This is a genomic window from Ornithinibacillus halotolerans, assembly GCF_014637405.1.
GTDB classification, from domain to species: domain Bacteria; phylum Bacillota; class Bacilli; order Bacillales; family Amphibacillaceae; genus Ornithinibacillus; species Ornithinibacillus halotolerans.
This window is the reverse complement of sequence record NZ_BMEY01000019.1, coordinates 1-21123: the sequence shown is the minus strand read 5'-3', so window position 1 is coordinate 21123 and position 21123 is coordinate 1. Positions and strand designations below refer to the sequence as shown.

Here is a 21123-nt window from a genome sequence, read left to right as displayed (position 1 = left end):
ATAAATGAGGTGGAAATAATGGATCGTTTTAGTCAATCAATTGATGCATACAAAGAAGCAATTAATTTGATGCCTGGTGGAGTTAACTCGCCAGTCAGAGCATTTAAATCGGTAGGTATGGATCCGATTTTTATGGAAAGTGGAAAAGGGGCAACAATTAAAGATATCGATGGAAACGAATATATTGATTATGTGTTAAGTTGGGGACCATTAATTCTTGGGCATGCCGATGAACGAGTTGTAGGTCAACTTCATGATGTAATTGAGAGAGGAACTAGTTTTGGAGCACCAACATTATTGGAAAATAAATTAGCTCAATTAGTCATTGATCGTGTCCCATCGATTGAAATGGTTCGTATGGTAAACTCAGGAACAGAAGCAACTATGAGTGCTTTACGACTGGCTAGAGGATATACTGGGCGAGATTTAATTTTGAAATTTGAAGGAAGTTACCACGGACATGGTGATTCCTTATTAATTAAAGCTGGTTCTGGTGTTGCGACATTGGGCTTGCCAGATAGTCCAGGAGTTCCAAAAACAATAGCACAAAATACGATTACGGTAGCTTATAACGACCAAGAAGGTGTTCGTACTGCCTTTGAAAAATTCGGAGATAATATTGCAGCTGTTATTGCAGAACCTGTTTGTGGAAATATGGGTGTTGTTCCACCAATTAATAATTTCTTACGTTTTCTTAGGGAAATTACTGAGGAACATGGTTCATTATTAATTTTTGATGAAGTAATGACAGGATTTAGAGTAGGTTATCATAGTGCACAAGGACATTTTGATGTGACACCAGACCTTACATGTTTAGGAAAAGTTATTGGTGGTGGATTACCTGTCGGTGCTTATGGTGGTAAACGGGAAATCATGGAACAAGTTGCACCAGCTGGTCCGATTTATCAAGCCGGCACATTATCTGGAAATCCATTAGCTATGACAGCTGGTTATGAAACGTTAAATGCTTTAACGGAAGATTCATATGTGGAAATGAATAAAAAAGTAGATCTACTTGTTGAAGGTTATAGAAAAGCAGCAGATGAATATCATATTCCATTACAAATTAATCGAGCTGGTTCAATGGTTGGCATATTTTTTGCAGAGGAACCTGTCGTTAGTTTTGCTACAGCTTCCAGTTCTAATCTAGAACACTTTAATCAATATTATCGAACAATGATTGAAGAGGGGATCTTTTTACCACCATCTCAATTTGAAGGTCTATTCTTATCAACTGCACATACGGAAGAACATATTGAAAAAACAATACAAGCTGCCAGAAAGGCATTTTCAAAACTTAAATAAAAGCTATTTACACATAGCAGCCCGTACACTTGGTGTCTTCTATAGGTGGGAATCATTTACCTATAGGAGGCTGGATTGTGTACGGGCTTTTTTCCATTTTGTGAAAGTAATAAACGTTTTTAGTCAAGAGTTTTCTCATTCCTTAGCATATCCTAATACCTTGGCTCATATAGATAATTAAGAGATAAGAGCATATGGGAATGTATGTTTTGAAGGGAGGAAACGACTTGGTAAACGAGCAAAATGTATTTCGCTTTGAATTAAACGAGTCATTGTATTTTGAGAAAGGCAAGGAAGTAGAAGAAATTATGGGTATTTCACTGGAGCCAGAAATCTCCATTCAGGAATTTAATGATTATATCTCCATTAGAGGGGTAATAGAATTACAAGGTTCTTATCAGAAGGCCCAAGATTCAGGTAGTGAGGAAGATTCTTACCTAGAAGGATATGATTCCAAGAGATTTATGGAACGGGTAACAGATACACAATATAATCATGCAGAATTTATGCATCGCTTTCCTGTTGAAATTACTGTACCTTCCTATCGAGTAGAAGATTTAGATGATGTTACAGTTCTAATTTCAGAATTTGATTATGAATTACGAAAATCTAATCAATTGTACTTACGCTCTGCCATTGAAATACATGGGATTAATAATCAATTGGAAGAAGTTGAGGAAGAGGAAGGTACACAAGAACAATTTGCAGATGTTGTGGATGAAGAAAGGGAAACAGAGGAACTTTTTGAATTTGAAGCAGTCGTGGAGAATGAATCTTCTAGCTATATAGAAGAATCTCCTGAGCAATTACCAACATTAGAAACTGCTGAGGATAACAATGAAACAAAAGATGACCGTTGGCTATTCAAGCAAAAAACACAAAGCTTTGAAGAGTTTTTCCAGAAGAATAAAGAACCTGAACCAGAAATAGTAGAAGAAGCATTACAAGAATCCTCCTCTTTATTAGAAGAAGAATCTTACAGTAGAGAGGAAGAAAGTTACGAAAGTAGAAATGAAAAAGCGGATTTAACATACTTAGCAGATATGTTTCGAAGTGATGAAGATGATTACGTTAAGTTAAAGTTATGTATTGTACAAGAAAAAGATACAATCGAAAAACTAGCTGAAAAATATGAAACTACTACTCTTCATATTCGTAGCCAAAATAGACTGGAAGATGATGATATTATAGAAGGTCAGATCCTCTATATTCCAGTGAAAAACAAATGAACATAATACCCAGATACCCCTTGTCATCTGTCAAGGGGTATCATGTTTAATGAAAATATAGGTGGTGAAACAGCTTGGAGAAAGTTAGGCGAGTCCTAGAATCTTATCATATCTATCCGGTAGATATCGAAAAAGTGTCCGAGAAATTATTTAAAATAAAAGGAAATAAGCATCATTATGCATTAAAGAAAAGCCACTTACATGAAGAAAAATTATCAGATTGGTTAGAAGTATATCGAATTGCCCAAGCAACTAACCTCCAAAGTATATTGCCTGTTTACCTTACTAATTCTAATCAATTATATGTTAAAGAAGGTAATGATATTTATTATTTGACCCCCTGGATAGATTCCACAAATCGTAATCATCCAATTGAAAAAATATATCAACATATTGGCTATATTCATGCAAAAACAAAGAAATCTCAGCCGATTACTGCTGATATTAGAGAAAAATTAAAAGAGGATTTTCTTCTTTACAAAAAACAAATGATAGACAGTAGAAAGAAACTACTCTTTCATGTAGAAGAATTTGAACAAGAGCACTTTATGTCTCCGGTTGAATTACTAGTCTGTACACAATATCGGGATATGGTACAAGTATATTACTTACTTGAAAAACGAATTAACCAATATATCGAATCCTTAGAAGACGTATCCGAGACAAAGGTAACATTATGCCATGGAAGATTAAAAGATTCTCACTTTCTTTCTGGGAATCAATATTATTTTATTAATTGGGAACAAGCAAATTATCAACATCCAATCGTCGACTTAACCCAGTTCATTAAAAATAAAACTTTGTATTATGATTCGGATAAACGATTACTTTTAGATAAGTTTAAATTTTACATGGAAGAGAATAGATTAGAAATTCATGAATTAACATTACTTGCAATCTATCTCCTGGACCCTTCTGCATATTTGGAAATCATAAACGATTATATAAGTAGAGAATCTGATCAAACGATGATCGACACCGTCATCAGATTACAACGTTTGCATCGCCAACTTGTATTTGGAATTAGTTTCTCAGAATTTGTGGAAGAAGAATATGAAATGATATCACTTGATGAGAGTAGTAGTGAAAGTTAAATCCATTTTAAATAAAACGCTACAAATATCCCTGCAAAAAAGAGGGTGAGTAATACATCAAGTGTTGTTGGAATAAGAATTGTTCGAATTAATTGAAAGATAAGTATTGGCAATGTAACTCTTTCAGCAATAATTAAACATTTTCTTGCCCATGGTGGTAAACGGTAGCGATAATATCTTGCCATAACATTTTCACCTCTTTAAAAATGTATTCACCTTTTAACTGTTGTGTAATACTATATGTATAATCATAGTCAATTTGTGCAATTATCTAATTATGAGTTGATTTTATTTTCTCTTTTGGATAAAATAGATTAATAATTATATACTTCAAACAAATGATAGGGAAGAGTACAAGAGAGTTGCCTTTAAGAGAGGAAAACATTGGTGAGAGTTTTCTAGGTAAACATTTTGGAAGGTCGCCCTTGATGTAGCAACTCTGAAAACTTCAGTAGGAGTTTGCCGGTTCGTAACCGATATCAAGTAATGAGTGTACAGGAATTATTTCTGTAAACAAAGGTGGTACCACGGAAAAATTTACCCTTTTCGTCCTTTTTATTAAGGATGGAAAGGGTTTTTTATTTTTAACACTTTTAAGGAGGATAATAAGATGCAAGAAAAAAACACTACATTACCACCCAAATATGACCATCAGCAAGTGGAACAAGACCGCTATAAATTTTGGTTAGATGGTAAATATTTTGAAGCAACAGGTGATCCAGAGAAAGAACCATTCTCTATCGTTATTCCACCTCCTAATGTAACAGGTCGTTTACACCTTGGTCATGCGTGGGATACAACGATGCAAGATACTATATCTCGTATGAAACGCATGCAAGGATACGATGTGTTATGGTTACCAGGAATGGACCATGCTGGAATTGCAACACAAGCAAAAGTAGAAGCAAGATTAAAAGAAGAAGGAACTAATCGCTATGAGCTTGGTCGTGAGAAGTTCTTAGAAAAATCATGGGAATGGAAAGAAGAATATGCAAGCTTTATCCGCTCTCAATGGGAGAAGTTAGGATTAGGGTTAGACTATTCAAGAGAACGCTTTACGCTAGATGAGGGATTATCAGATGCAGTTAAGGAAGTGTTCGTTAAACTTTATGAAAAAGGGTTAATTTATCGTGGGAAATATATTATTAACTGGGATCCAGTAACAAAAACAGCTCTTTCTGATATCGAAGTTATTTATAAAGAAGTAAATGGTAATTTCTATCATATGAGATATCCAATTAAAGATAGTGATGAAACAATTGAAATAGCGACAACACGTCCAGAAACGATGCTTGGTGATACTGCAGTAGCTGTTCACCCGAAAGATGAGCGTTATTCACATTTAATTGGGAAAACAGTTGTTCTACCTATTGTTGGGCGAGAGATTCCAATTGTAGCGGATGAATATGTAGATATGGAATTTGGATCAGGAGCAGTTAAAATAACTCCAGCACATGATCCTAATGATTTTGAAATTGGTAATCGTCATGATCTAGAACGTGTTCTAGTAATGAACGAAGATGGAACGATGAATGCCACTGCTGGAAAATATGAAGGAATGGACCGTTTCGAATGCCGTAAGCAGATTGTAAACGATCTAAAAGAGTTAGGTGTTCTATTTAAAATAGAAGAGCATGTTCACCAAGTTGGGCATTCCGAGCGTAGTGGTGCAGTAGTTGAGCCGTATTTATCTACTCAGTGGTTTGTAAAAATGCAACCATTAGCAGATGCTGTATTAGAAATGCAAAATACAGAAGAACGAGTAAACTTCGTACCAGAACGTTTTGAAAGAACGTATTTAAACTGGATGGAAAATATTCGTGATTGGTGTATTAGTCGCCAATTATGGTGGGGACATCGAATCCCAGCATGGTATCATAAAGAAACTGGTGAACTTTATGTAGGTAAAGATGAACCAAAAGATATAGAAAACTGGGAACAAGATGAAGATGTATTAGATACATGGTTCTCTAGTGCTTTATGGCCGTTCTCGACAATGGGCTGGCCAAACGAAGAATCAGAAGATTATAAGCGATACTTCCCAACAGACGTTTTAATTACAGGTTATGATATTATCTTTTTCTGGGTAGCGCGCATGGTATTCCAATCGAAAGAATTTACTGGGAAACGTCCATTCAAAGATGTATTACTACATGGACTCATTCGTGATTCAGAAGGGCGGAAATTTAGTAAATCTCTTGGAAATGGTGTCGATCCGATGGATGTTATCGAGAAGTATGGTGCTGATTCCCTTCGCTATTTCTTATTAACAGGGACTTCTCCAGGTCAAGATATGCGTTTCTATTGGGAAAAAGTAGAATCTACTTGGAATTTTGCCAATAAAATTTGGAATGCATCCAGGTTCTCATTAATGAATTTAGAAGGCTTTACGTATGAGGAAATGGATTTAACTGGAAACTTGTCTCTTGCTGATAAATGGATCTTAACTCGTTTAAACGAGACGATTGAGCAAGTAACAAGAAATACAGATAAATATGAATTTGGTGAAGCAGGACGCCACTTACACAATTTCATCTGGGATGAATTATGTGATTGGTATATTGAAATGGCTAAGCTTCCTCTATATGGTGAAGATGAGCAAGCGAAGAAAACGACTCAATCTGTCTTAGCACATGTATTAGATCAAACAATGCGCTTATTACATCCGTTTATGCCATTTATTACTGAGGAAATTTGGCAAAAGCTTCCACATCAAGGGGAATCTATTACAATTGCAGATTGGCCTAAAGTACGAGAAGAATTCCATGACGAAAAAGCATCTGAGGAAATGAAACGTCTCGTATCAATCATTAAATCTGTACGTAATATCCGTGCCGAAGTGGATACTCCAATGTCAAAACAAATAAGTCTTCTAATTCAAGCAAAAGATGAAGCAATTGTAACGGAATTAGAGAATAATCGAAGTTATTTAGAGCGTTTCTGTAATCCAAGTGAGTTAGTCATCGCTACTTCTGTAGATGCACCTGAAAAAGCAATGACTGCTGTTGTTACCGGTGCTGAAATATTCTTACCTCTAGAAGGGTTAATCGACTTTGATAAAGAAATTGCTCGTCTTGAGAAAGAACTTGAAAAATGGAATAAAGAAGTAGAACGTGTTCAGAAGAAATTATCTAACCAAGGATTTATTGCAAAAGCGCCAGAGGCAGTTGTGGAAGAAGAGAAAAAGAAAGAAAAAGATTATCTTGAAAAACAAGCAGCTGTACAAGCAAGACTAAATGAATTGAAATAACGAAAATAGGTTGGGACAAAATTAAATTTCTAATTTTAAAGCCGAACAATACGATACATTAGCTCCGGAAATATACGTAGACTCCAGCGGGAGGAAAGGCATCGGTGAGACCCTTTGATGCACCTGCGTCTGCAAGTCACGCTACGAAGAAAGCTTCCTCGGTGCAAGGCAGCGAAGAAGCAAATTCGTTGTAGTAGCCTGGCTCACCAGCCGCCCGCGGAAAGCGAAGTATATTTCCAGAGCGGGTTAGTTGCACCCATATCGTATAGTTCGGTTTTTTACTATGTAGGGAAAGCTTTTGTTGCAGCTCCTTATCATGTTATTAGTAATGTAGCATATTTTTACTATTATAATTGTGCTAGGATGTGCTTTACAATTGCATCAGCAGCATTAATACCCGTGCATTCATAAAGATTCCTTATATGCGCATTAGAGTTAATTTCACAAATGATATACTCTCCATCTTCTCCAAAGAGTAAATCTACACCACAAAAATCAGCTCCAATAGCTTTTGCTGCTTGGATGGCAATTTCTTTTGCTTTGATTGAAGGTTCATATTTCTCCATCGTCCCGCCAGCAGTAATATTTGCTCGAAAATCATCTTTCGCCGTTCGCTTCATTGCAGCGACAACCTCATTACCAACAACCTGTAGTCTCAAATCTTTGCCATAACTTGTTGAGACAAATTCCTGAAACATAAATGGCCTTCCGTACAATTCAGAGACTTTAGATTCTAATTCTTCCATTGTATGTATGATATACACCTGTTCACCGAAGGACCCAAATGCCTCCTTTATGATTAAAGGAAAATCGAGAGTATTTACTATGCTATGCAAATTAGGTAAAGTCTTATCTTCCCGTTGATAAAAAACTTTAGGTGCTACAATTGTCTTAGGAATTGGGAGTTTGTGCTGGGCTAATATTTGATACGTAGCAATTTTATCATCACTAGTTTCAATGACAATGGAATTGTTATAGACAGGTATACCTAACAATTCAAGTTGTCGTGCTAGATAAATATCTTTATCGGTGAATATAACATAGTCAGGTAACTCCATGTCGGAAATAAGGTGTAAACCAAGTGTGTTAAATTCCGATAGTAAGTCATTATTTTTAATTATCTTCGTATGTGAGTTTTGTTTAGCTGCTGCTTCGTGGAGCATCTCAGCATAATCAAGAAATTTATTACCAGGTAAATTGCCATTATAAATAATCCATCCAAATTTGTTCATTATACGTTAGCCTCTCTTTCTATGCTATACTTTAGTTCAAATCGACTTGAAAGTTGGTGGATTCCTTATGTATCAGAATCTCAAACAAGTAGAATTGTTTATTGAAAACAGAAGAACACTTGGCATTAAGCCAGGTCTAGAAAGAATGAATCGGGTTTTAGATTTACATGGTAACCCACACCAAAATGTACCATTTATCCATATTGCTGGAACAAATGGGAAAGGTTCTACATTGTCTTTTATAAAAGGAGCTTTAACTAGTAATGATTATAAAGTCGGTATTTTCACCTCTCCTAGTTTAACAGGGTTAGCTGGCCATATCCTAATAAATGACGATGAAATCTCGGAAGAACAATTTGTTACTATATTTAATCAGTTGTTACCAACAATAAAGTTGCTGGACGCAGAAGACCTATATCTGACAGAATTCGAAATAATTACTGCTATTGCATTACTGTTTTTCAGAGATAATGTTGATATTGCGATCATAGAAACTGGTATGGGTGGTCGAGAAGATTCGACAAACTGTATTACTCCGATTCTATCTATTATAACAAATGTCGCTATGGACCACTCCCATTTTTTAGGGGAATCATTAGAAGAAATTGCTTTTCAGAAGGCAGGCATTATTAAACAATCTGTTCCTGTAGTAATAGGGGATATTCCAGAGGAATGCTTACCGATTGTATACAAGGAAGCAAATGAAAAGCAATCTGTTATCTATCAATTGAATAAAGACTTTCTTTGTTTAGGTAAATCCAACGCTATAGATAGTCAATTAATTGAATGGAGACATCAGAAGAATCATTATCAATTTGAAATAATGATGCAAGGAAAACATCAAATCGCAAATATTGGATTAGCTTTGATGGCACTACATCTATTAAAAATAAAGCTAGATTGGGATAAAGTATTTGTTGCCCTTAATAATGTGTCGATACCAGGCAGATTTGAGAAGGTAAAACAACACCCTTTAATCATCTTAGATGGTGCACATAATCTAGATGGAATGAAAGCCTTGCTAAATACAGTTGATGATTTATATAAAACGAATCGTAAAGTACTTATATTTGCCGGATTTAGAGATAAAGAATTACAAAAGATGTTACAAATTGCTATACCAGTTTTTGATTCGGTTATTATTACTACATTTAGTCACCCTCGTGCAGCACATGCTGAGGAGATAGTAGATGGTATTGATTCTGATAATATTATCATTAGTGATTGGAGACAAGCGTTAGAAAATATGAATAATCAGGAAGCTTATTTTTTTGCGGGATCTTTACACTTTATCGGAACGGTTCGAAAGTACATTACAGATTATCGCTAATTATGTTGAAAAAAATAAATGAATCATGACAATATTCTCCTTACTTTTTAGTTTTATTATGCTAGAGTAGAACAAACTAATCTACTAAGTGAGGGGAGAAGCATATGTCAAAAGATAAATCTATCGTTGTTAAAATAGATGGTAAAAGATTAACAAGTGATAGAAAAGGTTATTCGAAGGACATAGAGAAGATAAGTAGAGACGAAATTGCAGCTGCAGAAGATAGTAGTGAAGATCGAATCCATACCTATACGAGAGAATACGATATTACGTCAATTGGTAATCAATCGGCAATTCATAAAATAAATAAATTTGATATGTTTAAACCAATCATTATTGCTATAGCTTCAGCTCTTATCGTCGGTTCTATTTTAGGATTTGTCATGTTGAAAGTCATTGTTAACTTTGATAATAGTTTAAATTCTTCCCCAGCAATCTTAGTCCCAGATAAAGAGAATGGGACAAATAATAACGACGATACCAGTTCACAAGACAGAACATTGTATACTATTGAACCGTTGTCTGCTTTTGTTATCCAAGGTGGCATATTTTCAACACTAGAAAATGCAAATAAAATATCTTCTCAGTTTAATGAACTAGGCTACTCACCCTTTGTTTGGGAAAAAGATAATCAATTCTTTTTATTAGTGCAAGTTGGTGAGAAGAAAGAGGATTTACAAGAAGACATAAACTTTTTAACAGAGAATGGGCTAGATGTATATGGAAAAGAATGGGTAGTAGATGGAAAAGAAATTCAACTTACGAAACAAGAATCAGAATGGATCACTTCGTTCCAGCAAACGTGGGTGGCATCTTTAAATGAAGGGAAATGGAACGATGAAAAATGGAATACCTTATTCGATTCATTACCAGAAAAATCGGATAGGTTAACAAGTTTTCAAAGTGAATTAAAAGATAGTATCCAACAAGTAAATGAGAAAGAATCAAATCATATATTACTTTCTATTTGGGCAGACTACCAATCTATCTTTTCCAATTAAGATAATATGTAAATATAAAAAATTGATGAACAAACAGTAAGGAGAAATGAAATTCTACTTACTGTTTTTTTGTTTTTATGCTTGGTATCAGTTGCATAATAGCATTATAGTGGTTTGTCTAGAAACTTAATATAAGCTATTCTATTTTTAAAATTAGAAAGGAGAAAAGCGATTGAATACATCCAATGTAATGATAAAAGATGTACCAAAGGAGGATAGACCAAGAGAAAGATTATTAACTTTAGGTGCAAGTCATTTATCTAATCAAGAGTTAATTGCCATATTATTAGGGAGTGGTACAAAGAATGAATCCGTTATGGACTTAGCAAATCGATTATTAATGCATTTTGAAGGATTAAAATTATTAAAAGATGCAACCATTGAAGAATTAACAGCAATTAAAGGGATTGGAAAGGCAAAAGGAGTATTAATACTATCTGCTCTAGAGTTAGGAAAGAGACTGAGTCAATATAAGCCTAATGAAAGATATGTCATTCGATCACCTGAAGATGGTGCTGATTATGTGATGGAAGAAATGAGAAATTTAAATCAAGAGCATTTCGTAGCTATTTTTCTTAATACTAAAAATCAAATTATTCATAGGCAGACCATTTTCATTGGGAGCCTTAACGCCTCAATTGTCCATCCCCGTGAAGTATTTCGTGAAGCGGTTAAGCGTTCCGCTGCCTCTATCATCGTTGCTCATAATCACCCCTCCGGAGATCCGACTCCATCTCAAGAAGATATTCATGTTACTAGAAGACTAGTTGAATCAGGAAAAATGATTGGTATTGAATTGTTAGATCATTTAATTATTGGTGACAGAAAATTTGTATCCTTAAAAGAAAAAGGTTACTTATAATTGTTGTACTATCAATTTTATCGTTTTTTTCGTATAATAGATAGAAACATAGCGCCATTTTCAAAAGCAGTGAAAGTGGCGCTTCTTCAAGTGGAGTTAGTAAAAAGATAAAGAGATATATACATATATAAATTGTCCTGATGGGATTATATTATGTGGGTCGTCACATAGAATAAAATAAGATAGTAAAGTAAATAACCAGAAAACCACATGATATAGGAGAGGAAGATTTTATTGGGGATTTTTGGATTTTCACAAGATTTGGGGATTGATTTAGGTACTGCAAATACATTAGTATTTGTTAAAGGAAAAGGTGTAATATTAAGAGAGCCATCAGTTGTTGCTAAAAATGTGGAAACCGGAGAAATAGAAGCAGTAGGTCGTTCAGCTAAAAATATGATTGGCAGAAATCCGGGTGGTATTTCGGTTATACGTCCAATGAAAGATGGAGTAATTGCTGATTATGATACGACAGCTGCAATGATGCAATACTATATTAAACAAGCGATGCGAAGTAGGTCGCGATTTGCTAGCAAACCAAATGTTATGATTTGTGTACCATCAGGAATTACGATGGTTGAAGAGAGAGCTGTTATAGATGCTTCCAAACAAGCAGGAGCAAAAGAAGCATTCCCGATAGCTGAACCTTTTGCAGCTGCAATTGGTGCAGGATTACCTGTATGGGAACCAACTGGAAGTATGATTGTTGATATCGGTGGTGGGACTACTGAAGTAGCTGTTATCTCCCTTGGGGGAATTGTTACTGCCCAGTCTATTAGAAATGCCGGTGATAATATGGATACATCTATCATCAATTATATTCGTAAAACGTATAACTTAATGATCGGTGAAAGAACAGCAGAGCAGATTAAAATAGAGATTGGTTCTGCTAGTGATAAGAGTTTTGCAGAAAAAAGTATGGAAATTCGTGGTAGGGATTTACTTACAGGATTACCACATACAGTAACAATTCATGGTAAAGAAATATCAGATGCACTTATGGATACAGTAGATGCAATAGTTGAAGCAGTTAAGGTGACGTTAGAAAATACTCCGCCAGAATTATCAGCTGATATAATGGATCGAGGGATTGTCTTATCTGGAGGAGGTTCTCTACTACAAAATTTGGATAAGGTAATTAGTGACCAAACTAAAATGCCTGTTTTTGTAGCTGATAATCCACTTGACTGTGTTGTCATTGGTACTGGCAAGTCATTGGATTATATTCAACAATTTAAGGCGCAGCCAAATGTATCTACTCGTCCTACAGTAGAATAAGTAGGTGTTTTTATGTCGTTTTTTCGTAAAAAGAAATTATTTTTGCTATTAATTGGGATTATTATCCTAGTTGTTCTTATAGGTTTTTCTTTAAGAGATCGTAGTAATTTAACAACAGGTGAACAATTTGTCCATGATATTATTGGACTTGCACAAAACATTATTTCCACACCAGTAAAATATGTTACTGGTATTATTAGTAATATTGATGATGCCAAAAATACGTATACTGAAAATCAGATATTAAGAGAAAAGTTAGCACAGTATAAAGCATTAATCTATGAAGTTCAGGAATTAAAGGGAGAAAATGCTGAACTTCGAGAAATAATCGATAAGAGTGAAACGATTCGTTCCTATAATCCGATTCATGCCACGGTAACAGCAAGATCTCCAGAACGTTGGATTGAACAAGTTACTATTAATAAAGGCTCCCTAGCTGGAGTAGAAGAGAACATGGCAGTTATCACCGCGGAAGGTATGGTTGGAAAAGTGCAAAGTGTTTCTGAACTAACTTCAACTGTTCAGCTATTAACAGGATTTGATGCCTTTAACCGCATTTCTGCTACTATTTCCAAAGAAGATGATAAAAATGTTTTTGGTTTAATTGAAGAATACGATGCGAAAAGTGGTTCGTTATTGTTTAGGATTATAGAAGAATCTGAGCATAATGTCGAAGAGGGAGAGTTAGTGTTCTCTTCTGGTATGGGTGGAGTCTTTCCAGCAGGATTGTTAATTGGAAAGGTAAAGGAAGTTATTCCAGATCAATATGGCTTAACTCGCACTGCTTTAGTTGAACCGGCAGCCAACATGTACGAAATAAATAATGTTATTGTAGTTGAGCGGAAACTTGGTAAGGGGGAGGAGCAATGAGACATATAATCCTACCCCTTCTTCTACTACTTTTTGTAGTTTTGGAAGGAGTTGCATTAGACATATTACCAAGTAGTCTCATTGACGGTAATTTGATGATAACTCCTCATTGGGTATTAATGTTCCTAATTTTAATCACTATTTTTTATGATGATAATAACTCTATCCACTCAATTATTTATGCATTAATTTTTGGACTATTGATAGACATTGCTTACACAGGTATATTAGGTGTTTATATGTTTACTTATGGATTGGTGATCTATGTCATCCATGGTATGAAAAAATTATTGCATAGTAATATTTATTCCACACTATTGTTTGGTATAATAAGTATTATCATAGCTGAATTAATAATTAATCTGATTTATTTTGTGATTGGTGTAATGAATTCGGAGTGGCTAGATTATTTGATGGTTAGATTGATACCATCTATACTAGCTAATTCAATCTTCTTAGCGTTAATATATCCTTTGTTTACAAAGAAACTAGAAAAATGGAAAAGTTATAGGGTGAATTAGAACGTCTATTAAAGTAATAAACAACCCCTACACGCTATATATGAAGTATTAATGAGGTGAAAGCATGCAAGATGCAAAACAAAGACAATATGTAACGATAAAAGGTACTCGAGAAGGGCTAACACTTTTCATTGATGACCGCTGTTCATTTGAAGAAGCGTGTAGTGAGTTAAGGGAAAAATTATCGGTAAATAAATCGAACAAAGAAGATAAAGATGTAGCGGTAACTATTAAACTAGGGAACCGTTATCTTTATGAGGATCAAAAAGAAATGTTAGAAGAGTTAATTACCGAATTAAATCAATTCACTATCCAAGCAATTGAGTCGAATGTGATATTAAGAGATGAAGCCCTAGAAATGCTTGAAGAGACGGAAGTAAAAGCCGTAAATCGTATCGTTCGTTCTGGACAAGTACTAGAAGTGAAAGGGGATTTACTTCTTGTTGGCGATGTAAACCCTGGTGGGAAAGTAGTTTCCACAGGTAATATATATATAATGGGGAGCCTGCATGGAATTGCACATGCAGGTTCAGAAGGTGACCGTAACGCAATAATAACAGCTTCCTATATGAACCCGAGTCAACTTCGTATAGCAGATTACATAAGTCGGGCTCCAGATTATGAATCAGATGGTGTATATATGGAATGTGGTCTCATCGATACGGAAAAAGATAAAATAATTATTGATAGATTACAAGTTTTAGCACAGAGACGTAATAGTTTAAGTAGATTTGAAAGGAGTTTAATCAATGGGTGAGGCAATCGTTATAACATCCGGAAAAGGTGGAGTTGGTAAAACAACTACAACTGCAAATATCGGAACAGCATTAGCACTAATGGGGAAAAAAGTTTGTTTAATTGATACAGATATTGGCTTAAGAAATCTAGATGTCGTTATGGGGCTTGAAAATCGGATTATCTATGACATTGTCGATGTTATTCAAGGGCGCTGTAAATTAAAGGCCGCTCTAATTAAAGATAAACGATTTGATTATCTTTCTTTATTACCTGCTGCTCAGACAAGTGATAAAACTGCTGTAACACCAGAAGGTATGCGAGGAATTATTAAAGAACTTAAGACAGAATATGATTATATTCTAATTGATTGTCCAGCTGGTATTGAACAAGGTTATCAGAATGCAGTTGCTGGTGCAGATAAAGCTATTGTTGTGACTACTCCAGAAAAATCTAGTGTTCGAGATGCTGACAGAATTATCGGGTTATTAGAGAAAGAAGAAATTGCTCCTCCAACTTTAGTGATTAACCGTATCCGTAAACATATGATGAAAAATGGTGACATGATCGAAATTGATGATATCGTCCAAATTCTATCGATTGAATTAATTGGTATAGTTTTAGATGATGATGAAGTAATAAAAGCATCTAACCATGGAGAGCCTGTAGCATTCCAACCAAATTCTAAAGCTTCTATCGCATATCGTAATATTGCTAGAAGAATTTTAGGCGAATCTGTACCACTTCAATCGTTAGAAGATGAAAGTGGTATGTTTAAAAGAGTGAAGAAGTTTTTTGGGATAAGAAGTTAATAGTTTAATTCATCTTGAGTTCTAAATATCATTAATGATTTAGAACTCTTTTTTATTAGAGAAGTAGGTGTTCATATGCTACTAACGCCATTCGGCCCTATCAAACTATATGTTAATGACGAAGAAATAGAATATACAGCGTAAGTTATATTAAAGATAAACATTGTCTTGATTTAAATGGGAGATATATTATCCAATATGACTATAAACAAGAATTTTAGATAAGAAATTCCCTTGTGTTAAAGGAATAGCTATTAAAAAATTTGAGAGTCCAGTAAAAATAGCCTTAGCAGTAGAATCCCAAAATGAAGCCAAGCAATCTACAATTCACAAGGAAATAACAGAATTTGCAAATGAAATTATTAAGAGTCACTTGTTACCCGATATCAATAAAAAATACGCAACTTACGAATTGGTATTTAGTGAAGACTTAAATAAATTTTAATTAAAGCCGGTACAAGCCAATATAAAACTCTAGGATGTTCAATCATATCTTGTCCAAACCCTTCATACAATGAAATAAACGATGAATGAAGGAATGAGGATGGATGAAGAAACGAGTTAAAGATGTACGTAAATCAATAAGTGAACGAAAAAAATCACGCGGGATACCAACTAGTACAAAAACGAGCAAAGTAAATACAATCATGCCTTCTTTACCACAAGAAGAAGAGAAACACGGATTTTATCCTAATTTTATTGATCAAACCGAAACCAATCGTGAAAAAAATAATACCATAACAGGGATTATTTTAAAAGGGCTGTTTTCGGTCATGCTATTTTTTTCTATCGCAATTATATGGCAAAATGATGCGGAAATTTTTGACAAGCCTAAGGAATGGACGGCGAGTGTACTCACTGAAGAATTTCCATTTGCTAGTGTTTACCAGTGGTATAAAGATTCTTTTGGTACTCCTTTAGCTTTTTCGCCTGCAAAGGAAACAGTGGTTGACGAGACTCCACTTGCACTACCTGTATCAGGAAATGTGATTGAAACGTTTCAGACGAATGGCAAAGGAATTACAATTGCTCCAACTGAAACTACTTCTGTACAAGCATTAAGGGAAGGAATCGTCATATTCTCTGGGAAAAAGTCAGAAACGAATAAAACAATTGTAATTCAACACGCGGATAAATCAACAACAACTTATGGATTTTTAAGTTCAATTGACGTTCACTTATATCAAATCGTCGATGCAAATCAACGAATTGGTGAATTTAATCCAACAGATGCAAATGAAGTGGTCTACTTTTCTATTGAAAAGAACAATGAATTTGTAGATCCGGTACAGGTGATCGAAGTTGACGATCAACCATAGATTTATACCGACAATACATATACACCCAATTTTATTCATTTTTATTTTCATTTCAATTTTAACTGGTACATTCATTGATTTGTTTATTATTATTTCCATTGTATTCATACATGAGTTAGGACATTTTTTTGCAGCTTCATATTATAAGTGGCGAATTAAGAGGATTATGCTATGGGTCTTTGGTGGGGTAATGGATACGGATGAACACGGGAATAGACCGATAAAGGAAGAATTTATAGTAACCATTTCAGGTCCCTTTCAACATCTAATTATTTATTTTATCATGTATTTTGTTTCCATTTTTTCATTGTTGCCCCCATCGTTAATTAGCACAATTCTATTTTACAACACAACAATATTAATATTTAATTTACTTCCTGTTTGGCCATTAGATGGTGGTAAATTATTGTTTTATTTACTATCAAAACGTTTTTCGTTTCAGAAAGCTTACTATACAACTATACAAGCATCTATTGTAATAATTTCGTTTATTATTATTGCGCAGCTTGTATTTTTTCCATTTACATTAAGTGCATGTTTGCTAATGATTTTTTTGCTGGTTGAAAATTACTCCGATTGGAAGAAAAGACATTTTACGTTTATTCGTTTTTTATTGAATCGATATAAAGGAAATCATCTTATTCGATCCGTTAGTTCAATCACAGTTCCATCCCAGTATTCACTTATGGATGTTTTTTCTCATTTTAGGAGAGATGTAAAACACTCGATCTACATTCAAATGCCAAATAATAAAAGAGTAACAATTGATGAAAGTGATTGTCTAAAGAGTTATTTTTTTGATAAGCATTACCATAAAACTATAGGTGAGATTGCAACCTATTCCACGATTTAAAATAACCTTGACAAATCAATAGCATACATGATAACATTTGTATGTTATTCATCGTAGCACCCGTGCTACAACCGCACAGAACAGGTTGTAAAACTTTTAAAGTTACCTGTATGGCGAGTCTGAGTTTATTAAGGAGGTGCAGTTATGTACGCTATTATCGAAACAGGTGGTAAACAAGTTAAAGTTGAAGAAGGTCAAGCAATTTATGTTGAAAAAGTTGCAGCTGACGTAGATGAAACTGTTACTTTTGACAAAGTACTATTCGTAGGTGGGGAAGACGTTAAAGTTGGATCTCCTTACGTTGACGGTGCTACTGTTACGGCTAAAGTTGAAAAACATGGTCGTCAAAAGAAAGTTACTGTTTTCAAATTCAAAGCTAAGAAAAACTACCATAGAAAGCAAGGTCATCGTCAACCTTACACAAAATTAGTAATCGAAAAGATTAACAATTAAGGATTCCGATATGATTAAGGTAACTATTTACCGAGATAATAATCAAATAAAGTCATTTGAATTATCTGGACATGCAGAAAGTGGACCATATGGATATGATTTAGTCTGTGCTGGCGTATCCGCTGTTTCATTCGGTGCAGTAAATGCTGTCCTTAAGCTAACGGAAGTTGACCTAGATATCGAACAAGGAGCAGAAGGTGGTTATCTTCGAGTTACTATTCCAGCTTCGGTACAACCGGAACTAATGGAAACAGTACAACTCCTGTTCGAGGGTATGATTGTTTCACTCGAAACTATTGAACGTGACTATAATCAATTCATTACGATACAAAGTAAATAGGAGGTGCTCTAATGCTACGTCTAGATTTACAGTTCTTCGCATCCAAAAAAGGGGTGGGTAGTACAAAGAACGGTCGTGACTCTGAGTCCAAACGTCTTGGTGCTAAACGTGCTGATGGTCAATTCGTAACTGGTGGATCTATTCTTTACCGTCAACGCGGTACAAAGATCTATCCTGGTGAGAACGTAGGCCGCGGTGGAGATGACACTCTTTATGCAAAAATCGACGGTGTTGTAAAATTCGAACGCTATGGTCGTGACCGCAAAAAAGTAAGTGTATACCCAGTTGCTCAAGAAGCATAATAACACATATAAAACTCCAATCATTTAGTGGTTGGAGTTTTTTTAATTTAATAGCATGGTGTATATGAGCCTATATATCATTTTACGCTGAACGTTGGGATGAAATGAATAATGGGAGAACGTCAAACATCATTTTACGTTGGATGATTTTACGTTGGATGTTGGTATGAAATGAATGATTGGAGTTCACCAAACATCATTTTACGCTGGACATTGAGCTGAAATGAATAATGGTAGTTCGTCAAACATCATTTTACGTTGAATCCAGAAAATAAATGAATAATGATAGTCCCTACACAATATTTTTCCTTTTAAACTACACAACCAATAATGAACTCATCCATGTTTTCTGCTATAATTCTACGTATTGGGGGAGGATAATGGTGGAAGCAAAGGATATTATTCAATTATTGCGTTTACAAAGACATGACTTAATGAATGATTTGCAAATTGTTCATGGATATTTAAGTATGGGGAAAACAGAAAAGGTTAAAACAAAGTTAAATGAAATTATTGATGGTTTTAATCAAGAAAGATTCTTAATGAATATCAATTGCCCTCATTTTGCATTATGGTTGATTCAAGTAAATTTAGAACATAAACATATTCAATTTACATATTCTATACATACAGAAAATCGAAATTTACATGACTATGATCTTATGCTAACGAATATTGGGCAGACAGTGATTGAAATTATCATTGAAGATGATTTAGATATCGTAACAGGTAGTCTAGAATTAAGAGAAAGCAAAGACTCAATCGATTTAGTTATAATAATAAATGATCAAACAATCGATTATAATAAATGGAAATATAAACTAAGTGAAAAACTAGAAAATGTGTTAATCCAGGCAGAAGAGCAGGAATCAAATATAATATTTGTCTTCTCGATATCTTTGCCTGATTAAATGAGGTGAGTAGTATGTTTGTCGATCAGGTCAGTGTCTACGTCAAAGCTGGAGACGGTGGAAATGGTCTTGTAGCTTATCGTAGAGAAAAATATGTACCAATGGGTGGCCCAGCTGGTGGTGACGGTGGAAACGGCGGGGATGTAGTATTTAAGGTGGATGAAGGTTTAAACACTTTAATGGATTTTCGTTATAATCGCCATTTTAAAGCGAAACGCGGAGAGAATGGTATGAGTAAAAACCAGCACGGTAAAAATGCAGCTCCACTTGTAGTATCCGTCCCACCAGGAACAACTGTCATTGATGAGGATACCGAACAAGTAATTGCCGACTTAACGATCCATGGTCAAGAGGCTGTCATAGCAAAAGGTGGTCGTGGTGGAAGAGGAAATTCTCGGTTCGCAACACCTAGAAATCCAGCTCCTGATTTTGCAGAAAATGGTGAGCCTGGTGAAGAAAGAAACATTAAAGTAGAGTTAAAGCTAATCGCTGATGTCGGACTAGTTGGTTTCCCAAGTGTTGGCAAGTCCACTTTACTTTCAGTAGTGAGCGCGGCAAAACCTAAAATTGCAGATTATCATTTCACAACATTAGCTCCTAATTTAGGAGTTGTTGATACAGGTGATCAACGAAGTTTTGTCCTTGCAGATTTACCTGGATTAATTGAAGGTGCCCATGAAGGTATTGGACTCGGACATCAATTTTTAAGACATGTTGAACGAACGAGAGTAATTATTCATGTCATCGATATGGCTGGTACAGAAGGACGAGACCCATTTGATGATTATCTTAAAATAAATAAAGAGTTAGAACAATATGATGAAAAATTATTAACTAGGCCTCAAGTTATTGCAGCAAATAAAATGGATATGCCTGGTGCAGATGAAAACTTAGAACAATTTAAAGCGAAACTAGAAGAAGATATTCGAGTATTTCCTATCTCTGCATTAACAAAAGAAGGTTTAAGAGATATTTTATATGTTGTTGCGGATCTATTAGAACAAATACCAAAAACTGCACCACAGTTAGAGGAAACAGAAGAAAAAGTTGTGTATCGCTATCAGAAAGAAGAAAAAGGATTTGAAGTTAGCCGTGACGATGACGGTGCATTCGTGCTATCTGGTCCACGAATTGAGAAGTTATTCAAAATGACTGACTTCAATAGAGAAGAAGCAATACGTCGTTTTGCTCGTCAAATGCGCTCTATGGGTGTAGATGATGAACTGCGTAAACGAGGGGCAGAAGACGGAGATACAATACGTATTTTACAATTTGAATTTGAATTTGTTGATTAACATGAAGAGGCTGGGACAAAACTAGCCGAAAATAACTAAAAATGGTTCCTATCATCAAAAATAGATGATAGGAACCATTTTTCTTTGGATTATTTTCACAATTTATTGTTCGATTGCCTTTCATGGCGGTG

At 34.9% G+C, this 21123-nt stretch carries 21 protein-coding genes and 2 other annotated features; of the genes, 19 read left to right on the top strand and 2 right to left on the bottom strand.

Features of this window, described 5'->3' with window-relative positions:
* Positions 1 to 18: 18 nt before the first annotated feature.
* The 3 genes from hemL (at position 19) to IEV35_RS15635 (ending at position 3628) form a co-directional block, all read left to right on the top strand.
* Positions 19 to 1305, top strand: a complete 1287-nt coding sequence (hemL, locus tag IEV35_RS15645; RefSeq protein ID WP_188385608.1) for a glutamate-1-semialdehyde 2,1-aminomutase — start codon at positions 19 to 21, stop codon at positions 1303 to 1305.
* 227 nt (positions 1306 to 1532) lie between these two features.
* Positions 1533 to 2534, top strand: a complete 1002-nt coding sequence (gene spoVID, locus IEV35_RS15640) for a stage VI sporulation protein D (protein ID WP_188385607.1) — start codon at positions 1533 to 1535, stop codon at positions 2532 to 2534.
* A 74-nt stretch (positions 2535 to 2608) separates the two neighbouring features.
* Positions 2609 to 3628 carry a protein kinase family protein gene (locus tag IEV35_RS15635; RefSeq protein ID WP_188385606.1) on the top strand — a complete coding sequence of 340 codons (1020 nt, stop codon included), beginning with the start codon at positions 2609 to 2611 and terminating at the stop codon, positions 3626 to 3628.
* On the opposite strand, the gene IEV35_RS15630 is transcribed toward IEV35_RS15635, so the two are convergent.
* A complete protein-coding gene (locus IEV35_RS15630; RefSeq protein ID WP_188385605.1) occupies positions 3625 to 3813 on the bottom strand; it encodes a YszA family small membrane protein in 189 nt (62 codons plus the stop codon). The genes IEV35_RS15635 and IEV35_RS15630 overlap by 4 nt on opposite strands.
* Positions 3814 to 3957: 144 nt before the next feature.
* Positions 3958 to 4185: a binding site (T-box leader), on the top strand.
* A gap of 53 nt (positions 4186 to 4238) precedes the next feature.
* Between IEV35_RS15630 and IEV35_RS15625 the strand changes: the two genes are divergently transcribed.
* Positions 4239 to 6878: a valine--tRNA ligase gene (locus tag IEV35_RS15625; RefSeq protein ID WP_188385604.1), complete on the top strand. Its 2640-nt coding sequence runs from the start codon at positions 4239 to 4241 to the stop codon at positions 6876 to 6878.
* 347 nt (positions 6879 to 7225) lie between these two features.
* On the opposite strand, the gene IEV35_RS15620 is transcribed toward IEV35_RS15625, so the two are convergent.
* Positions 7226 to 8110, bottom strand: a complete 885-nt coding sequence (locus IEV35_RS15620; RefSeq protein ID WP_188385603.1) for an ATP-grasp domain-containing protein — start codon at positions 8108 to 8110, stop codon at positions 7226 to 7228.
* Between the two features lie 67 nt (positions 8111 to 8177).
* Between IEV35_RS15620 and IEV35_RS15615 the strand changes: the two genes are divergently transcribed.
* From IEV35_RS15615 to obgE, 15 genes are all read left to right on the top strand, one after another.
* Positions 8178 to 9440, top strand: a complete 1263-nt coding sequence (locus IEV35_RS15615; protein ID WP_188385602.1) for a bifunctional folylpolyglutamate synthase/dihydrofolate synthase — start codon at positions 8178 to 8180, stop codon at positions 9438 to 9440.
* Positions 9441 to 9544: 104 nt separating this feature from the next.
* A complete protein-coding gene (locus tag IEV35_RS15610) occupies positions 9545 to 10441 on the top strand; it encodes a hypothetical protein (protein ID WP_188385601.1) in 897 nt (298 codons plus the stop codon).
* Positions 10442 to 10631: 190 nt separating this feature from the next.
* The gene (radC, locus tag IEV35_RS15605; RefSeq protein WP_188385670.1) at positions 10632 to 11303 is read left to right on the top strand and encodes a RadC family protein; all 672 of its coding nucleotides are present in this window, start codon (positions 10632 to 10634) and stop codon (positions 11301 to 11303) included.
* 234 nt (positions 11304 to 11537) lie between these two features.
* Positions 11538 to 12581: a rod shape-determining protein gene (locus IEV35_RS15600; RefSeq protein WP_308419797.1), complete on the top strand. Its 1044-nt coding sequence runs from the start codon at positions 11538 to 11540 to the stop codon at positions 12579 to 12581.
* A gap of 12 nt (positions 12582 to 12593) precedes the next feature.
* Positions 12594 to 13451: a rod shape-determining protein MreC gene (gene mreC, locus IEV35_RS15595; protein ID WP_188385600.1), complete on the top strand. Its 858-nt coding sequence runs from the start codon at positions 12594 to 12596 to the stop codon at positions 13449 to 13451.
* Positions 13448 to 13972: a rod shape-determining protein MreD gene (gene mreD, locus IEV35_RS15590; RefSeq protein ID WP_188385599.1), complete on the top strand. Its 525-nt coding sequence runs from the start codon at positions 13448 to 13450 to the stop codon at positions 13970 to 13972. Before mreC ends, mreD begins: the two co-directional genes overlap by 4 nt.
* A 64-nt stretch (positions 13973 to 14036) precedes the next feature.
* Entirely contained in the window at positions 14037 to 14729 is a 693-nt protein-coding gene (gene minC / locus IEV35_RS15585; RefSeq protein WP_188385598.1) for a septum site-determining protein MinC, read from the top strand.
* Complete coding sequence (minD, locus tag IEV35_RS15580) at positions 14722 to 15519, top strand: septum site-determining protein MinD (protein ID WP_188385597.1); 798 nt, start codon at positions 14722 to 14724, stop codon at positions 15517 to 15519. The genes minC and minD overlap by 8 nt, the downstream gene beginning before the upstream one ends.
* Before the next feature lie 548 nt (positions 15520 to 16067).
* Positions 16068 to 16838 (top strand): M23 family metallopeptidase, encoded by a 771-nt coding sequence (locus IEV35_RS15575; protein WP_188385596.1) that lies wholly within the window; start codon positions 16068 to 16070, stop codon positions 16836 to 16838.
* Positions 16822 to 17691 (top strand): site-2 protease family protein, encoded by an 870-nt coding sequence (locus IEV35_RS15570; protein WP_188385595.1) that lies wholly within the window; start codon positions 16822 to 16824, stop codon positions 17689 to 17691. Before IEV35_RS15575 ends, IEV35_RS15570 begins: the two co-directional genes overlap by 17 nt.
* Positions 17692 to 17750: 59 nt before the next feature.
* Positions 17751 to 17822: a sequence feature (ribosomal protein L21 leader region), on the top strand.
* A gap of 13 nt (positions 17823 to 17835) precedes the next feature.
* Positions 17836 to 18144, top strand: a complete 309-nt coding sequence (rplU, locus tag IEV35_RS15565) for a 50S ribosomal protein L21 (RefSeq protein ID WP_188385594.1) — start codon at positions 17836 to 17838, stop codon at positions 18142 to 18144.
* Positions 18145 to 18154: 10 nt separating this feature from the next.
* Entirely contained in the window at positions 18155 to 18484 is a 330-nt protein-coding gene (locus IEV35_RS15560; protein ID WP_188385593.1) for a ribosomal-processing cysteine protease Prp, read from the top strand.
* Positions 18485 to 18495: 11 nt separating this feature from the next.
* Positions 18496 to 18786 carry a 50S ribosomal protein L27 gene (gene rpmA / locus IEV35_RS15555; RefSeq protein WP_010098994.1) on the top strand — a complete coding sequence of 97 codons (291 nt, stop codon included), beginning with the start codon at positions 18496 to 18498 and terminating at the stop codon, positions 18784 to 18786.
* Positions 18787 to 19166: 380 nt separating this feature from the next.
* On the top strand, positions 19167 to 19697 hold the full coding sequence (locus IEV35_RS15550; RefSeq protein ID WP_229740772.1) for a Spo0B domain-containing protein: 531 nt from the start codon (positions 19167 to 19169) through the stop codon (positions 19695 to 19697).
* A gap of 14 nt (positions 19698 to 19711) precedes the next feature.
* Positions 19712 to 20992, top strand: coding sequence for a GTPase ObgE (obgE, locus tag IEV35_RS15545; protein WP_188385591.1), 1281 nt, complete (start codon positions 19712 to 19714; stop codon positions 20990 to 20992).
* Positions 20993 to 21123 lie beyond the last annotated feature (131 nt).

Excerpts from the sequence above, each read along its gene's own strand:
- hemL (WP_188385608.1), top strand. The coding sequence starts at position 19 with ATGGATCGTTTTAGTCAATCAATTGATGCATACAAAGAAGCAATTAAT.
- IEV35_RS15630 (WP_188385605.1), bottom strand. The coding sequence starts at position 3,813 with ATGGCAAGATATTATCGCTACCGTTTACCACCATGGGCAAGAAAATGT.
- IEV35_RS15625 (WP_188385604.1), top strand. The coding sequence starts at position 4,239 with ATGCAAGAAAAAAACACTACATTACCACCCAAATATGACCATCAGCAA.
- IEV35_RS15620 (WP_188385603.1), bottom strand. The coding sequence starts at position 8,110 with ATGAACAAATTTGGATGGATTATTTATAATGGCAATTTACCTGGTAAT.
- IEV35_RS15615 (WP_188385602.1), top strand. The coding sequence starts at position 8,178 with ATGTATCAGAATCTCAAACAAGTAGAATTGTTTATTGAAAACAGAAGA.
- IEV35_RS15610 (WP_188385601.1), top strand. The coding sequence starts at position 9,545 with ATGTCAAAAGATAAATCTATCGTTGTTAAAATAGATGGTAAAAGATTA.
- radC (WP_188385670.1), top strand. The coding sequence starts at position 10,632 with ATGATAAAAGATGTACCAAAGGAGGATAGACCAAGAGAAAGATTATTA.
- mreC (WP_188385600.1), top strand. The coding sequence starts at position 12,594 with ATGTCGTTTTTTCGTAAAAAGAAATTATTTTTGCTATTAATTGGGATT.
- mreD (WP_188385599.1), top strand. The coding sequence starts at position 13,448 with ATGAGACATATAATCCTACCCCTTCTTCTACTACTTTTTGTAGTTTTG.
- minC (WP_188385598.1), top strand. The coding sequence starts at position 14,037 with ATGCAAGATGCAAAACAAAGACAATATGTAACGATAAAAGGTACTCGA.
- minD (WP_188385597.1), top strand. The coding sequence starts at position 14,722 with ATGGGTGAGGCAATCGTTATAACATCCGGAAAAGGTGGAGTTGGTAAA.
- IEV35_RS15575 (WP_188385596.1), top strand. The coding sequence starts at position 16,068 with ATGAAGAAACGAGTTAAAGATGTACGTAAATCAATAAGTGAACGAAAA.
- rplU (WP_188385594.1), top strand. The coding sequence starts at position 17,836 with ATGTACGCTATTATCGAAACAGGTGGTAAACAAGTTAAAGTTGAAGAA.
- IEV35_RS15560 (WP_188385593.1), top strand. The coding sequence starts at position 18,155 with ATGATTAAGGTAACTATTTACCGAGATAATAATCAAATAAAGTCATTT.
- rpmA (WP_010098994.1), top strand. The coding sequence starts at position 18,496 with ATGCTACGTCTAGATTTACAGTTCTTCGCATCCAAAAAAGGGGTGGGT.
- IEV35_RS15550 (WP_229740772.1), top strand. The coding sequence starts at position 19,167 with ATGGTGGAAGCAAAGGATATTATTCAATTATTGCGTTTACAAAGACAT.
- obgE (WP_188385591.1), top strand. The coding sequence starts at position 19,712 with ATGTTTGTCGATCAGGTCAGTGTCTACGTCAAAGCTGGAGACGGTGGA.